At 64.7% G+C, this 15,028-nt stretch carries 13 protein-coding genes; 12 read left to right on the forward strand and 1 reads right to left on the reverse strand.

Features of this window, described 5'->3' with window-relative positions:
- Window positions 1-15 precede the first annotated feature (15 nt).
- Window positions 16-387 (forward strand): iron donor protein CyaY, encoded by a 372-nt coding sequence (gene cyaY, locus ACO2TI_RS06730; RefSeq protein WP_423282946.1) that lies wholly within the window; start codon window positions 16-18, stop codon window positions 385-387.
- On the opposite strand, the gene ACO2TI_RS06735 is transcribed toward cyaY, so the two are convergent.
- Window positions 384-2,771, reverse strand: a complete 2,388-nt coding sequence (locus ACO2TI_RS06735; RefSeq protein ID WP_423282947.1) for a penicillin-binding protein 1A — start codon at window positions 2,769-2,771, stop codon at window positions 384-386. The two genes, cyaY and ACO2TI_RS06735, sit on opposite strands and share 4 nt — an antisense overlap.
- 221 nt (window positions 2,772-2,992) lie before the next feature.
- On the opposite strand from ACO2TI_RS06735, the gene ACO2TI_RS06740 reads away from it, so the two are divergent.
- From ACO2TI_RS06740 to ACO2TI_RS06790, 11 genes are all read left to right on the forward strand, one after another.
- Window positions 2,993-4,072, forward strand: a complete 1,080-nt coding sequence (locus tag ACO2TI_RS06740) for a pilus assembly protein PilM (RefSeq protein WP_423282949.1) — start codon at window positions 2,993-2,995, stop codon at window positions 4,070-4,072.
- A complete protein-coding gene (locus tag ACO2TI_RS06745; protein ID WP_423282950.1) occupies window positions 4,069-4,701 on the forward strand; it encodes a PilN domain-containing protein in 633 nt (210 codons plus the stop codon). The genes ACO2TI_RS06740 and ACO2TI_RS06745 overlap by 4 nt, the downstream gene beginning before the upstream one ends.
- A gap of 10 nt (window positions 4,702-4,711) precedes the next feature.
- Complete coding sequence (locus tag ACO2TI_RS06750) at window positions 4,712-5,404, forward strand: type 4a pilus biogenesis protein PilO (protein ID WP_423282952.1); 693 nt, start codon at window positions 4,712-4,714, stop codon at window positions 5,402-5,404.
- Window positions 5,404-5,946: a pilus assembly protein PilP gene (locus tag ACO2TI_RS06755; protein WP_423283334.1), complete on the forward strand. Its 543-nt coding sequence runs from the start codon at window positions 5,404-5,406 to the stop codon at window positions 5,944-5,946. The genes ACO2TI_RS06750 and ACO2TI_RS06755 overlap by 1 nt, the downstream gene beginning before the upstream one ends.
- The gene (pilQ, locus tag ACO2TI_RS06760) at window positions 5,943-8,159 is read left to right on the forward strand and encodes a type IV pilus secretin PilQ (protein WP_423282954.1); all 2,217 of its coding nucleotides are present in this window, start codon (window positions 5,943-5,945) and stop codon (window positions 8,157-8,159) included. The genes ACO2TI_RS06755 and pilQ overlap by 4 nt, the downstream gene beginning before the upstream one ends.
- 38 nt (window positions 8,160-8,197) lie before the next feature.
- The gene (locus ACO2TI_RS06765; RefSeq protein WP_423282956.1) at window positions 8,198-10,069 is read left to right on the forward strand and encodes a beta strand repeat-containing protein; all 1,872 of its coding nucleotides are present in this window, start codon (window positions 8,198-8,200) and stop codon (window positions 10,067-10,069) included.
- A gap of 10 nt (window positions 10,070-10,079) precedes the next feature.
- Window positions 10,080-10,664: a shikimate kinase gene (locus ACO2TI_RS06770; protein WP_423282957.1), complete on the forward strand. Its 585-nt coding sequence runs from the start codon at window positions 10,080-10,082 to the stop codon at window positions 10,662-10,664.
- 33 nt (window positions 10,665-10,697) lie between these two features.
- A complete protein-coding gene (gene aroB, locus ACO2TI_RS06775; RefSeq protein ID WP_423282958.1) occupies window positions 10,698-11,798 on the forward strand; it encodes a 3-dehydroquinate synthase in 1,101 nt (366 codons plus the stop codon).
- 18 nt (window positions 11,799-11,816) lie between these two features.
- Complete coding sequence (locus ACO2TI_RS06780; RefSeq protein WP_423282960.1) at window positions 11,817-12,947, forward strand: deoxyguanosinetriphosphate triphosphohydrolase; 1,131 nt, start codon at window positions 11,817-11,819, stop codon at window positions 12,945-12,947.
- A gap of 191 nt (window positions 12,948-13,138) precedes the next feature.
- Entirely contained in the window at window positions 13,139-14,263 is a 1,125-nt protein-coding gene (locus ACO2TI_RS06785; RefSeq protein WP_423282962.1) for a porin, read from the forward strand.
- 91 nt (window positions 14,264-14,354) lie between these two features.
- Window positions 14,355-15,023 carry a transposase gene (locus tag ACO2TI_RS06790; protein ID WP_423282963.1) on the forward strand — a complete coding sequence of 223 codons (669 nt, stop codon included), beginning with the start codon at window positions 14,355-14,357 and terminating at the stop codon, window positions 15,021-15,023.
- Window positions 15,024-15,028 lie beyond the last annotated feature (5 nt).

Raw genomic sequence — 15,028 nt, forward strand, 5'->3', positions numbered from 1 at the left:
CATGGGATTCTAAGGATGGGTGCTGCCATCGGCGCTTACGACTCCGGCCTCACTGACGCCGAGTACGACGCGTGCACGCGTGCGGTGCTGGCCGCGATCGAAGCGCAGATTGACCGCTGGCTCCAGGACGACGTCGTCGACATCGACGGTGCGCGCACCGGCGGCCTGCTCGAGCTGACGCTGCCCGACCGCAGCAAGCTCGTCGTCAACACGCAGCCGCCGCTGCATGAGATCTGGTTGGCTGCGCGGCGCGGTGGCTTCCACTTCAGGCATGCAAGCGGCCGCTGGCTCGACACCAAGAGCGGCGAGGAGTTCTGGTCGCTGCTGTCGGCCTGCGCGAGCGAACAGGCTGGCCGAACGCTGCGCTTCGAGCCGCCCGCCAGCTAGTTCCTGAACAGGTCGAGGATGCTTTTCTTCTCGGCCTCGGTCGGCGGCGGCGCCGGCACCGGTGCGTCGAGACCCACGCCGCTGACGCCGGCATTCGGCCCGTACTCTTCGTAGTACCACTCGCCGGCAACGTTGATCACGCCCTCGGGCGCCGGCATCTCCTGCACCGGCACGCCCTTGAGGGCGACTTGCATGTAGTCGATCCACACCGGCAGCGCCAGGCCGCCGCCGGTCTCGCGGCTGCCGAGCTTTCTTGGCTGGTCGTAGCCGATCCAGACGACGGCCACCACGCCCGGGCCCCAGCCGGCGAACCAGGCATCCAGCGAGTCGTTGGTGGTGCCGGTCTTGCCGTAGAGGTCGGGGCGCTTGAGCGTCGCTTGCGCGCGCGCCGCGGTGCCGCTGCGCGTGACCTCCTGCAGCAGGCTGCTCATCACGAAGACGTTGCGAGCGTCGATCGTGCGTTGCGACTCGTCGGGCGGCGCGAACTCCGTCTTCACCAACAGCCGGCCCTTGTTGTCGGTGATGCGCGTGATCAGCTGCGGGCGGATGCGGTACCCGCCGTTCGCGAAGACGGCATAGGCATCGGCCATCTGCAGCGGCGTCACCGAGCCGGTGCCCAGGGCCATCGGCAGGTAGGCCGGGTGCTTCTCCGCCTCGAAGCCGAAGCGGGTGATCCACTCCTGCGCATACAGCGGCGTGATGGACTCGAGGATGCGGATCGACACCATGTTCTTCGACTTCGCGAGCGCCTTGCGCAGCGGCATCGGGCCGTCGAACGTGCCGTCGTAGTTCTTCGGCTCCCAGGGCTGGCTGCCGGTGGTAGCGGCGTCGAAGAACAGCGGCGCGTCGTTCACCACCGTCGCGGGCGTGAAGCCCTTTTCCAGCGCGGCCGAGTAGATGAAGGGCTTGAAGCTCGAACCCGGCTGCCGCCACGCCTGGGTGACGTGGTTGAACTTGTTCTTCGCGAAGTCGAAGCCGCCCACCATCGCGCGGATGGAGCCGGTCTGCGGGTCGATGGCGACGAAGGCGCCCTCGACCTCGGGCAGCTGCGTGATCGACCAGCGGTCGGCGCCCGACTTGTCCTTGCCGATCTTGACGACGCGCACGACCGAGCCGCGGCGCACTTGCTTCTTTGGCTCGGCGTTCGGCGCCAGGCCGGACTGCGCGGGTTTGAGGCCGTCGCCGGTGATGGTCACCGTCTCCCCGCTTTGCAGCGCCGCGACCACTTGCTTGGGGCTCGCCTCGAGCACGACCGCCGCGCGCAGCTCGTCGTTGTCGGGGTGGTCTTCGAGTGCTTCGGCGATGCGGGTGTCCAGCGCGGCCGCATCCTTGGGCAGGTCGACCCAGGCCTCCGGGCCGCGGTAGACCTGTCGGCGTTCGTAGTCGGTGATGCCCTGGCGCAGCGCGCGATAGGCGACTTCCTGTTCGGCCGTGCGCAGGCTCGTGTAGACGTTCAGGCCGCGCGTGTAGGTCTCGTCGCCGTACTGGGCGTAGATCAGCTGGCGCACGGCCTCCGCGACGTACTCGGCGTGGATCGGCGAGACGGCGGCCGCGCGGTAGCGCAGCGTCTGCGTCTTGGCTGCCTCGGCCTGCTCCTCGGTGATGAAGCCGTTCTCGTACATCCGGTCGATGATGTGCAACTGCCGGATGCGCGCGCGCTTGGGGTTGACGATGGGGTTGTAGGCCGACGGCGCCTTCGGCAGGCCCGCCAGCATCGCCGCCTCGGCGACCGTGAGCTCCTGCAGCGGCTTTCCGAAGTAGGTCTCGGCGGCCGCCGCGAAGCCGTAGGCGCGCTGGCCGAGATAGATCTGGTTCATGTACAGCTCGAGGATCTGGTCCTTGGTGAGCTGCGTCTCGATCTTCAGGGCGAGCAGGATCTCGTAGATCTTTCGCGTCAGCGTCTTCTCGGTCGGCAGGTAGAAGTTGCGCGCGACCTGCATCGTGATGGTCGATGCACCCTGGCTGCGTGCGTCGCCGACGTTGGCCAGGCCGGCGCGGATGACGCCGAGGTAGTCGACGCCGCCGTGCTGATAGAAGCGCGCATCCTCGATGGCGAGCACCGCTTCCTGCATCACGCGCGGGATCTGCGCGATCGGCGTGAACTGGCGGCGCTCCTCGCCGAACTCGCCGATCAGCTGGTCGTCGGCCGAGTACACGCGCAAGGGCAACTTGGGCCGGTAGTCGGCCAGGCCGTGGATATCCGGCAGATTGGGATAGGCCACGGCGAGTGCCATGGCCACCAGGAACAGCGCGGCCAGCACGCCGGCCAGCGCAAGCCCGGCCAGCAGCCCCACTGCTTTGAGGGGCCAGCGAAGCGCGTCCGGAAGTGAGGATCGGCCAGCGGGAGAGGGTTCGGACTTCGGGGCGCGGTCGGATGCGGTCATGGGCCTCCTGGGGTCGCGAAGGATTATAGGAAGGGGGTTGAAGCGCCCTTAAGACGCCTCGGAAAGCGCTGTTGCAACCGCTTTCCAGGCCTTCTCAGCGCGTGTGAGTTTTGCAACGGGCCGCCTGTGGCGCCCGGGCAAATGTGGTGGGATCACAAGATCTTTACTGCTAGCATTCAAGTAACTTATTAACAGCTGCACAGCGGCGTTCGGGGGACGGTGTGGGCTTTCTTGACGGATTGCTGGGCCGCAAACAGGGAGCGCTGGTCGGGTTGGACATCAGCTCGTCGAGCGTGAAACTGGTCGAACTCGGCCAGGCCTCGTCGGGTGAATACGTCCTCGAGCGCTTCGCGACCGAGAGCTTCGAAAAAGGCTGGATTCAGGACGGCCAGATCGAGAAGTTCGACGAAGTGGCCGAAGCCGTGCGGCGCGTGGTTGCCAAGAGTGGCACGCGCACCAAGCGCGTCGCAATGGCCATGCCCCAGTCGGCCGTGATCACGAAGAAGATCATGCTGCCGGCCGGCCTGCGCGATGAGGAACTCGAGATCCAGGTCGAGTCGGAGGCCAACCAGTACATCCCTTTTTCGCTCGACGAGGTGAGCCTCGACTTCTGCGTGGTCGGGCCGAGTTCGACATCGGCCGGTGACGTCGAGGTGCTGATCGCCGCGTCGCGCAAGGATCGCGTCCAGGATCGTCAGGGGCTCGCCGAGGCGGCCGGTCTCAAGCCGGTGGTGCTGGATGTCGAGTCGCATGCCTCCCGTCTGGCGATGAGCCGCGTGGTGGCGGGTCTGCCCAACGGCGGCAAGGACGCGCTGGTGGCGCTGTTCGAGATCGGCGCCGAGACGACCAGCCTCAAGGTGCTGCGAGACGAGGACCTCCTCTACGACCGCGACCAGGCTTTCGGCGGCTCCCAGCTCACACAGCTGATCTCGCGCCAATACGGCTTCTCGTTCGAAGAAGCGGAGCAGAAGAAGCTCGCGAATGATTTGCCGGAGGACTACGAGTCCTCGCTGCTGAGCCCTTTTGTCGATAGCTTGTCGCAGGAAATAGGCCGGGCGCTGCAGTACTTCTTCACCAGCACGCCGCACCACAAGGTGCACTACGTGATGCTGGCCGGCGGCACCGCAACATTGCCGGGCTTGAAGGAGCGCGTGACCGAACTGACCGGTTTCGCATCGATGGTCGTGAATCCGTTCGACGGCATGCGCCTGGGTTCGGCCGTGCGTGAGAGCAAGCTGCGTCGGGAGGCTCCGGCCTATCTGACTGCATGCGGTCTGGCGATGCGGAGGTTCCTGCAATGATTTTGATCAACCTGCTGCCGCACCGCGAAGAGCGTCGGCAGCGGCGCAAGCAGGCCTTCTATGCCGGCCTTGGTCTGTCGGCCGTGGTCGGCGCGCTGATCGTCGCGCTTTGGTTGGGTGTGCTGCAGCAGCTGATCTCGGGTCAGCAAGACCGCAACAACTATCTCTCCGCCGAGATCAAGAAGCTCGAGGAGCAGATCAAGGACATCGCGACGCTCAAGGCCGAGATCGAGGCGCTGAAGGCGCGCCAGAAGGCAGTCGAGAATCTGCAGACCGATCGAAACATGCCGGTGCACCTGCTCAACGAGCTGGTGAAGCAGACACCCGAAGGCGTTTATCTCGTCTCGATCAAGCAGACGGGGCAGGTCGTCGCCATCAACGGCATTGCCCAGACCAACGAGCGCGTGTCGGAGTTTCTGCGCAACACGGCCTACAACTCCGAGTGGGTCGAGAAGCCGGAACTCGTCGAGATCAAGGCGGCGAACGTTCAGACCGCGACGCGCGAGCAGAAGCGTCTGTTCGACTTCTCGGTGCGCGTGACGCTCAAGCGGCCGCAAGACAAGGAAGCCCAGGACAACAAGCCCGCTCCGGGCGCAGCACCGGCTGCGGTGCCGACCAAGACGTCCTGAGGAGGGTTCGATGGCGACCGCCGGCAAACTCAATCTCGATCTCAATTCGGTCTTCGTACAGGCGCAGCAGCAGTTCCGCGGGCTCAATCCCAATGAGCCGGGGCAGTGGCCGATCCTGCCGAAGCTTGCGACTTTCGCTGCCGTGGCTGCGGCCGTGGTGGTGGTCGGATGGTTCGTCCTGCTGACGGACAAGCACGACGAGCTGGAGGCCGAGCGCAATCGCGAGCCCGCGCTGCGCGCGGACTATCGAGCGAAGCTTGCGCAGGCCGTGAACCTGGAAGAGCTGCGCAAGCAGAAGATCCAGGTGCAGGAGTACGTGACGCAGCTGGAGAAGCAGCTTCCCGGCAAGGCCGAGATGGATGCACTGCTGTCGGATATCAACCAGGCTGGTCTGGGTCGTGGCTTGCAGTTCGAGCTGTTCAAGCCGGGCCAGGTGGCGGTGCGTGACTATTACGCGGAGCTGCCGATCAACATCAGGGTGACCGGTCGCTATCACGACATTGGCTCGTTCGCGGCCGACATTGCCAACCTGTCGCGGATCGTGACGCTGCACGATCTGCAGATCGTGCCGACGCAAGGTCAAGGTGCCGGTGGGACGCTCACGATGGATGCGCTGACGCGCACCTATCGCTACCTCGATCAGAGCGAGATCGATGCGCAGCGTGCCGCGCAGGCTGCGGCCAAGAAGGGAGCCAAGCCATGATGCGCCGCCGCTCGCGCGTGATCGGCTTGACGGCCGTGGTCGTTGCCGCATCGCTTCTGGCCGGCTGCGGCGGAGAACAAGAAGAGCTCGATGCCTGGATGGCGCAACAGCGGCGCGAGGTCAAGCCCAATGTGCCGCCGCTGACGCCGCCAAAGCGGTTCGATCCGCAGCCCTATGACGAGGCTCGAAGCGTCGAGCCGTTCAGCACGCAGAAGCTGACGGTGGCGCTCAAGCAGGAGGCGCGGCAGCCGAACTCCATGCTGGCCGCCGAGATGAACCGCCGCAAGGAGCCGCTCGAGGCCTATCCGCTCGATTCGATGGCGATGGTGGGTAGCGTCTCGCGCGTGGGTCGACAGTTCGCACTGATGAAGGTCGACAACCTGCTCTATCAGGTCAAGGTGGGCGACTACCTCGGCCAGAACTACGGCAAGGTCACGAAGATCACCGAGACCGAAGTCGCGGTGCGCGAGATCGTGCAGGACGCGGCCGGCGAATGGATTGAACGCCCGGCGACCCTCCAGTTGCAGGAGAAGGGGCGATGAAGAACATGCAGGAGAGAACCATGAATCACTGGCGCGCGCCGCTTGTCGCGCTGGCGCTGTTCTTGACCGCCGCGAGCTCGTGGGCGCAGAACGCGATCCAGTCGATCAACAGCAGCCAGCAAGGCGGCACCGACGTTGTTCGCATCGAGTTGAGCGAACCGCTGTCGGCTCTGCCTCAGGGGTTCGCCGTCCAGACGCCGCCGCGCATCGCGATCGATCTGCCGGGAGTCTCCAACGCGATCGGGCGCAATTCGGTCGAACTCAATCAGGGCATCCTGCGCTCAGCAACCGTTGCCCAGGCCGGGGACCGCACGCGCCTCGTGCTGAACCTGAAACAAGCGGCCAACTACCAGGCGCAATTGCAGGGCAAGACCCTGCTGTTGTTCGTTGCGCCGGGTGCCATCGACCCGGCGGTGATGGCTGCCGCGCCGGCTCCGGCTGCGACCGCCGCTGCCCCGACGCATTTTGCCGAGAGCCTCAACACGACGCCTCAGTCGCTGCGCAACATCGACTTTCGCCGCGGCAGCGACGGCGCTGGTCGCGTGATCGTCGACCTGCCGAGCAATCAGGTCGGCGTGGACATTCGCCAGCAAGGGCAATCGCTCGTCGTCGAATTCCTGAAGTCGAATGTGCCCGTCTCGCTGAGCCGGCGCCTCGATGTCACGGACTTCGGCACGCCCGTGAAGACGATTGCAACCTCGCAGTCCGGCGACAAGGTTCGAATGGTCGTCGAACCGACCGGTGTGTGGGAGCACAGCGCTTATCAGACGGACAACCAGTTCGTGCTGGAGGTGCGCCCGCAGAAGGTCGATCCGAACAAGCTGACGCAAGGCCCTGGCTACAGCGGCGAGAAGCTGTCGCTCAATTTCCAGAGCATCGAGGTGCGTGCGCTGCTGCAGGTCATCGCTGATTTCACGAACTTCAACGTCGTGACGAGCGATACGGTGACCGGCAACGTCACGCTGCGGCTGAAGGATGTGCCTTGGGATCAGGCGCTGGACATCATCCTGCAGGCCAAGGGCCTCGGCGTGCGCAAGACCGGCAATGTGCTGTGGATTGCGCCGAAGGACGAGATCGCGGCGAAGGAGAAGCTGGAACTCGAATCCAAGGCGCAGATTGCGTCACTGGAGCCGGTGCGCACACAGGCATTCCAGCTCAATTACACCAAGGCCGAGGACGTCGCCAAGGGCCTGACGGGTCAGTTGGCCGGGCAGGGTGGTTCCGGTGGTTCTGGCGGCGGTTCCAACTCGGGCCGCATCTTGTCGCCGCGTGGCAGCGTCGTATACGAGACGCGAACCAACCAGCTGTTTATCAGCGACATCCCGTCGAAGCTTGAAGAAGTGGCGCAGATGATCGCCCGCATCGACATCCCTGTGCGCCAGGTGATGATCGAGGCCCGCATCGTCGAAGCGTCCGACACCTTCGGCCGCACGCTCGGCGCCAAGCTGGGTACCACCGACCGCTCGGTCACCAACGGTGTTCAGCCGGGCTGGAGCGTGGGCGGCAACAGCCGCACGGCCATCGGCGGCAACTATTACGGCCTGAGTGGCTCGACGCAGCAGTCTCTGCCGGTCAATGCGGCCGGCAATGTGGTCGGAACCCTCTCCGCCAGCAGCTATTTCGTGAACCTCCCGGCGGTCGGTTTGAATGACTATGACCCGGCCACGTTTGCTGTCTCCTTGTTCAGTTCGGCGATGAACCGCTTCCTGAATCTCGAGCTGTCCGCGCTGGAAGCCGACGGCAAGGGCAAGGTGGTGTCCAGCCCGCGCGTGATCACCGCCGACCAGGTCAAGGCGCTCATTGAGCAGGGCACCGAGATCCCTTATCAGACGGCGACCTCCAGTGGCGCGACGGCCATCCAGTTCCGCAAAGCGACGCTGAAACTGGAAGTCACGCCGCAGATCACCCCTGAAGGCAACATCATTCTCGATGTCGATGTGAACAAGGACAGCCCGGGCACGACGACGGCCGCTGGCATCCTGATCAACACCAAGCACGTCAAGACGCAAGTGCTGGTCGACAACGGCGGTACGGTCGTCATCGGCGGCATCTTCGAGCAGAACGAGTCCGTCAACGAGACGAAGGTGCCTCTGTTGGGCGATGTGCCGTTCATGGGGGCGCTGTTCCGATCGAAGACTCGGAATGCCCAGAAGACTGAGTTGCTGGTATTTCTGACACCCAAGGTGATTACCGATCGATCCGGTGTGCGCTGATTGCCCGTTCGACGAGGCGCTGATTTCAAGGGAAGCAAATGAACAAGTGGCTCATGCGTTGGCTGGCGCTTCTGGCGAGTGCTGCCTTGCTAGTTGCGTGCGGCGGCGGCGCCGGTAGTGGTGACCCTCTGCCGGGGACCGACGATGGAGGCGGTGACGGCGACTCGACTGCCGCCGTCATTGAAGTCCTGGCCAGCTCCAATTCGGTGGGCACAGGAGGCGACACGATCACGTTGACGGCCATCGTCAAGGATTCAAGCAACGCCGCCGTCGCCGATACGGTCCTGTCGTTCTCCACGAATACCGGTACCCTGTCCGGGGTATCTGCGACGACCGACGACAACGGTGTCGCGACGGCGACCTTTGGCTCTGGATCGGACAAAAGTAATCGCACCGCCACGATCACCGTGACGTCTGGCTCCGCCACGGGGAGCATCGAGATCCCGGTCGAGGGGACCAAGCTCACTTATTCGGGTGCGACCACGCTGACCCTGGGCGCTTCTCAGTCCATGACGGTCACGGCGACCGATTCGAAGGGCAATGGTATTTCGGGTGCCGTCGTCACCGTCGCAAGTTCGCTTGGCAACGGTCTGTCTGCCTCGAGCGTGACCACGGACGCGCTTGGTCAAGCCAGCCTGACGTACACCGGCACCAACTCCGGTACTGATGCCGTCGACTTCGCCGGCGTGGGCGCGACGAGCACTCAGTCGATCGTCGTCAGCGGCGAGGACTTCGCTTTTGTGAGCCCGGCGGCAAACACGCAAGTGGCCGTCGGCGCATCGCAGACGGTTAGCGTGCGCTATCGTCAAGGCGGCGTTGCCCAAGCCGGGCGCACGATCAACTTCGCCAGCACCATTGGGACGCTCAGCGCCTCTTCGGCCGTAACCAACGCGTCTGGCGTTGCGAGTGTGTCGATCAGTTCGACCTTTGCAGGCTCTGCTTCGCTGACGGCTTCGCTGCAGGGCGGTACCGCGCAGGCGACGCTGCCAATTAGCTTCGTTGCAACAACGCCTAACGCGCTCGTGCTCCAGGTGACGCCGACGGCCATTGGCCCGAATGCCGGCGGATCAACGACGAATCAAGCGACCGTACTTGCGAAAGTCACCGATGCAGCGGCGAATCCTGTTGCCGGTGTGACAGTGAACTTCAGTCAACTGCAGGACGCGAGCGGCGGCTCGCTTTCGCAGGCGTCGGCGGTCACGGACATCACGGGCCAAGCGAGTGTCAAGTACATCTCCGGGGCGTCCAGCACGGCAAGCAATGGTGTGAAGCTCCACGCCGTGGTCGCATCGGTGCCATCGGTTACCGGGGACGCGTCGTTGACGGTGAGCCAGTCAGCGCTGTTCATTGCTCTTGGCACGGGCAACACGATCACGAACATCGATCCGCAGACCTACCAGAAGGACTATGTGGTCTACGTGACTGACGCCAACGGTGTTGCGGTATCCGGTGTCACGATCACGGCGAAGGCGCTGCCGCAGAGGTACATGACCGGGTCGTTGACCTTTGTCGATCCCAGTTGGACCTATTCGTTGAATGTCCGTATTTGCGACAGTGAGGACCGCTTCTACGGTGAGACTGACGCTCGCAGCTACAACGGCGTGCTCGATAGCGGTGAGGATGCAAACTCGAACGGATCGCTTGAGCCCGGCAACGTTATCTCGATATCTCCGGGTAACGTTACGACGGATAGCAACGGTCGAGCCACGCTGTCGCTGATCTATGCGGAAAGCTATGCGCCGTGGGTCGAGCTCAAGCTTCAGGTTGAGGCGATCGTCAGTGGGACAGCCTCTTCGACCAGCTCGACTTTCGTTGTCCGTGGTTCTTCCTCGGACTTCAGCGACGAAACGGTACCACCTGCCGGTGTCGTAAGCCCATTCGGCGTGTCTAGTAGCTGCCCGCTCTTGTGAACTTGCAGCGTTGCTCACGTCAATTGCGCTGATCGGCATGCCCGGCGGAGGCAAGTCCTCCGTCGGCCGCCAACTGGCCCGCAGGCTGGGGTGCCCCTTCCGGGACACCGACACCATCATCGAGGAGCGTATCGGCGAGCCGATACGCTCCTTTTTTGATCGCGAAGGCGAACCCCGCTTCCGCGACATCGAGCAGCAGGTGCTGCAGGGCTGTCTCGATCAAGCCGGCGAGGGCGTCCTCGCCACCGGCGGTGGCATCGTCGTGCGCGAAGCCAACCGGCGGTTGCTCAGCCAGCGCGCCGTCACGATCTACCTGCACACCCCACCAGACGAGCTCGCTCGCCGGCTGCGTCACGACACGCACCGGCCGATGCTGCAAGTCGCGGATCCGCGCGCCAAGTTGCGCGAGCTGTACCGCGTTCGCGATCCGCTCTATCGCGAGACGGCACGCTTCGTCATCGAGACCGGTCGCCCGTCGGTGCCGACGCTCGTCGGCATGATCCTGATGCAGCTGGAGCTCGCCGGTTTGGTCGACCCGGCGCTCGTGCCTTCGCCGGTGGACCAGACCACGCTCTTCGGTCGCCGGGACGACTGAAAGCCACGCTGCAGCCACCGATACACTGGCGGCATGAGTGCTTCCCTTGCCGCTGCCGCGGACACTGTTCGCATTGCTCTCGGCGAACGCAGCTACGACATCCGCATCGGCGCCGGGCTGCTCGACGACATGGCGTCCTATGAAGGCTTGCCCGCCGCGGCGGCCGCTGTCGTGTCCAACACGACGGTTGCTCCCCTGTATGGTCAACGGCTGCTGGACGTCTTGCGGCGCCGCCACCGACGCGTCGAACTGATCGAGCTGCCCGATGGCGAGGACCACAAGGACTGGCCGACGCTCAACCTGATATTCGATCGGCTGCTGGCCGCCGCTGCCGACCGCAAGACGACGCTCTATGCCCTCGGCGGCGGCGTGATCGGCGACATGACCGGCTTTGCCGCTGCCTGCTACATGCGCGGCGTTCCGTTCGTGCAGGTGCCGACGACGCTGCTGGCCCAGGTCGATTCGTCCGTCGGCGGCAAGACGGCGATCAACCACCCGCTCGGCAAGAACATGATCGGCGCGTTCTACCAGCCGCTTCGTGTGATTGCCGACCTGGACACGCTGGCCACCCTGCCGGATCGTGAGCTCAAGGCCGGTATCGCCGAGATCATCAAGTACGGGCCCATCGCCGATGCGCAGTTCCTGGGCTGGCTGGAGACATCGCTGGATGCGCTGCTGCGGCGCGACGAATCAGCCCTGCGCCATGCCGTGCGCCGCTCGTGCGAGATCAAGGCGCAAGTCGTCGGTGCCGACGAACGGGAATCTGGCTTGCGCGCCATCCTCAACTTCGGCCACACGTTCGGCCATGCGATCGAGGCAGGCCTCGGCTACGGCCAATGGCTGCATGGAGAGGCCGTCGGTTGCGGCATGGTGATGGCCACGCAGTTGTCGGTCCACCTGGGCCGGCTCGATGCTGCGGACGCGAAGCGAATCGTCGGCTTGATCGAACGCGCCGGCCTGCCGACCCGGGGGCCGGACCTCGGCACCGATCGTTATCTCGAGCTGATGCGCGTCGACAAGAAGGCCGAGGATGGCGATATTCGCTTCGTGGTCCTCGACGGCCTGGGCCAAGCCAGCGTGACTGCCGCTCCCGACGCCGCGGTTCGCGAGGTCCTGGCGGCCTGTGTCGGCTGACGGCCGTCGGCGCAACCGATGGAATTGGCGCCCTACGCTTGCGACCCCGCCCGCAGCCGTGGCCGTCGCCATCCGGAGGCGCCGGCGCCGACCCGCACCGAATACCAGCGTGACCGCGATCGCATCGTCCATTCGACGGCGTTTCGTCGCCTTGTCTACAAGACGCAGGTCTTCCTGAACCACGAGGGCGACCTCTATCGGACGCGGTTGACGCATTCGCTCGAGGTGGCGCAGCTGGGCCGCTCGATCGCGCGCAGCCTGTCGCTCAATGAAGACCTGGTGGAAGCGATTGCGCTGGCTCACGACCTCGGTCACACGCCTTTCGGTCACGCCGGTCAGGACGCGCTTCACGATTGCATGCGCGAGTACGGCGGCTTCGAGCACAACCTGCAGTCGCTGCGCGTCGTCGACCGGCTCGAGGAGCGTTACGCCGCGTTCGACGGCCTGAACCTCAGTTTCGAAACGCGCGAGGGCATCCTCAAGCATTGCTCCAAGAAGCATGCGGCCGAGCTCGAAAGCATTGAGCCCAATGGCGTCGCGGCGCGCTTTCTGACCGGCGGCCAACCCAGCCTCGAGGCGCAGCTCGCCAACCTTGCCGACGAGATCGCCTACAACGCGCACGATGTCGACGATGGCGTGCGCTCGGGGCTTCTGCAGATGGAGCAGCTCGAATCGGTGCCGCTGTTCGTTGCCCACTTGCGCGATGCACTGAACGAACACCCCATGCTGCTGGGCCGGCGGCTGCTGTTCGAGACATTGCGGCGCATGCTCTCCGTCCAGGTCTACGACGTCATCGATGCAACTCGTCGTGCGCTTGCGACGGCCGATGTGCGCAGCGTCGACGATGTCCGCGCCGCCGCGGTCCTGGTGCGTTTCTCTGATTCGATGCGCGACGACAGCCGCCAGCTCAAGCGCTTTCTGTTCGCCAATCTCTATCGCCACCCCGAAGTCGTGACCACGACCTCGCGGGCCAAGGAGGTCGTGGCCGGTCTGTTCGGGGCGTACCTCGAGCTATGGCCGGATGTCGGCATCGCGGCCGCGCCGCAGACCTCAGCTCAGCGCACCATTGCCGACTACATCGCCGGCATGACGGACCGCTTCGCCACGCGCGAATTCGAACGGCTCACGGGCAAACCGGCCTTCGACTGACAAGGCGTGCGGACCGCGCACTTCTTGTCACCAAATTGCAACAGCCGAGGCTTTCCCCCGGTATTGACCCCACAAACCGGTCGATATAGTGCCCCGCAGCAGTAAGCGGTAGGGGCGTTCCTGTCGCGCTGTGAGGCAGTTCCTCCCCGGGCTGCAAGCACAACACATCCAGAACCCAGGAGATAAGTCCCATGATGAAGAAGACCCTCGTCGCTCTTGCGGCGCTGTCGGCGATGGCCGGTGCGGCGCAGGCCCAGTCGAGCGTGACGCTGTATGGCATCGTCGATGCGGCGGTGCGCGTTTCTGACAACGAAGGCGTTGGCCACGACAGCAGGGTCCGCGTCATCGGCGGCGGCATGTCGCAAAGCCGCTGGGGCATTCGCGTCGATGAGGATCTGGGCGGCGGTCTGCGTACGCTGGCCAACCTGGAGAACCGCTTCACGACCGACGACGGCACCCAGCAAAATGGCGTGCAGTTTTCGCAAGCTTGGGTCGGTATCCAGTCCTCCAGCTGGGGGCGCATCACGCTCGGTCGGCAGTACAACGTGCTGTTCGACATGATGACCACCACGTATGCGCCGTACAAGTTCTCGCCGTACATCGAGGCCTTCAAGCCCGAGTTGACGGTCCAGGGCGCTGGCGGTGCCGCGGGCCTCGGGTCGCGGAACAACAACATGGTCAAGTACGCGCTGACGGTCGGCGGACTGACGGCCGAGGCCCAAGTGAGCGCCGGCGAGGGCGATCCTGCGCTGTTGAAGTCCTACGGTGCGGCGGCCCGCTACGTGACCGGCGGCCTGGGCTTCGGCGGCGGCTACATCGAAAGCGAGACGGTGGGTGGTCTCAAGGCCAAGGTGTACCAGGTCGGTGTCGCCTACACCATGGGCCCGCTGTACGTGAACTACTCGTACGGCAAGAACGAGTTCGATGCGGGCATCGGCGCGGCGGCGATCTCGGCCGCCCTGTTCGGCACCGCGCTCACTGTTCCGGTCGCCACCAATTCGACAACCGTCGGTGAGCGCGAACTGCATACGGTCGGCATGACCTACAACTTCACGCCGGCCATGCTGGTGGGCTTCCAGTACTACTACGGCAAGCAGACGGCCGTGGACGGCTCGAGCAACGGCAAGGTTGACGCCTTCTCGGTGCTGTTCGACTATGCGTTCTCGAAGCGCACGGACGGCTACATCGGTGCCGACTACACCAAGCTGAAGGACGGCTTGGTCATCAACGGCACGTTTGCCTCCCCTGCGACTGCCGCCAGCACGGGCGCGACCGACCGCACTTCGGTCATGGTCGGCCTGCGTCACCGCTTCTGACGGATCGCGCCACCTGCGCTGCAGGCAGGCGATCATCGAGGGCACCTTCGGGTGCCCTTTTTCTTTGTATGCCCGCCCACCTGTCTACTTCATGGCCCGTCTTCCTCGCGCTGCGTTTGCTGCGCTTCCACACATCGTCGTCCAGCAGGCCTTGCCGGGTGTATCGCTCGCCAGTGAGCCAGAAGACGCCAAGACGGCTCTCGAGTTGCTGCGCGAAGTCGCAGGGCACCATGCGATCAGCGTGCATGCCTACGCGCTGCTGCCCGATCGCTGGTGCCTCGTCGCCACGCCGCCGACGGACACGGCCCTTGGCTCGATGATGCAAGCCTGGTCAAGACGCTTTGCGATGGCCTTGAACCGGCGCTTGGGTCGTCACGGCACATTGTGGAGCGGCCGCTACCGTGCAGCCGTACTCGATGCATCCGATTGGATGCTCGACGCGATGCTCTACGTCGAACAAGCCGCGCTGACAGCCGAAGCCCCGTCGAGTACTGCCCACCACCTCGGGCAACGCATCGATCCGTTGGTCGCCGACCCGGCGAGCTTTTGGGCGCTGGGTAACACACCGTTCGAACGCGAGGCGCGTTACCGATCGCTGCTGGAGCAACCGCTGACTTTGCTGCGCAGGGGAGCGATCGACGCCGCGTTGCGAGGCGGTTGGGCCCTGGGCTCAGCCGCTTTTGTTGCCGCACTGAGCGAGAAAGCGGCCCGACCCCTGCGGCCGCGGCCGCGCGGCCGCCCCCCGAAGGGGCACAATTAATATGT

The organism is Caldimonas sp. KR1-144 (assembly GCF_049446155.1).
In the GTDB taxonomy this organism is placed as follows: Bacteria; Pseudomonadota; Gammaproteobacteria; order Burkholderiales; family Burkholderiaceae_C; genus Rivibacter.

What these genes read in the sequence shown, in the direction of transcription:
- cyaY (WP_423282946.1), top strand. Translation starts at nt 16, where the DNA reads ATGGGTGCTGCCATCGGCGCTTACGACTCCGGCCTCACTGACGCCGAG.
- ACO2TI_RS06745 (WP_423282950.1), top strand. Translation starts at nt 4,069, where the DNA reads ATGATTTTGATCAACCTGCTGCCGCACCGCGAAGAGCGTCGGCAGCGG.
- ACO2TI_RS06750 (WP_423282952.1), top strand. Translation starts at nt 4,712, where the DNA reads ATGGCGACCGCCGGCAAACTCAATCTCGATCTCAATTCGGTCTTCGTA.
- ACO2TI_RS06780 (WP_423282960.1), top strand. Translation starts at nt 11,817, where the DNA reads ATGGAATTGGCGCCCTACGCTTGCGACCCCGCCCGCAGCCGTGGCCGT.
- pilQ (WP_423282954.1), top strand. Translation starts at nt 5,943, where the DNA reads ATGAAGAACATGCAGGAGAGAACCATGAATCACTGGCGCGCGCCGCTT.
- aroB (WP_423282958.1), top strand. Translation starts at nt 10,698, where the DNA reads ATGAGTGCTTCCCTTGCCGCTGCCGCGGACACTGTTCGCATTGCTCTC.
- ACO2TI_RS06735 (WP_423282947.1), bottom strand. Translation starts at nt 2,771, where the DNA reads ATGACCGCATCCGACCGCGCCCCGAAGTCCGAACCCTCTCCCGCTGGC.
- ACO2TI_RS06785 (WP_423282962.1), top strand. Translation starts at nt 13,139, where the DNA reads ATGATGAAGAAGACCCTCGTCGCTCTTGCGGCGCTGTCGGCGATGGCC.
- ACO2TI_RS06790 (WP_423282963.1), top strand. Translation starts at nt 14,355, where the DNA reads ATGGCCCGTCTTCCTCGCGCTGCGTTTGCTGCGCTTCCACACATCGTC.
- ACO2TI_RS06765 (WP_423282956.1), top strand. Translation starts at nt 8,198, where the DNA reads ATGAACAAGTGGCTCATGCGTTGGCTGGCGCTTCTGGCGAGTGCTGCC.
- ACO2TI_RS06755 (WP_423283334.1), top strand. Translation starts at nt 5,404, where the DNA reads ATGCGCCGCCGCTCGCGCGTGATCGGCTTGACGGCCGTGGTCGTTGCC.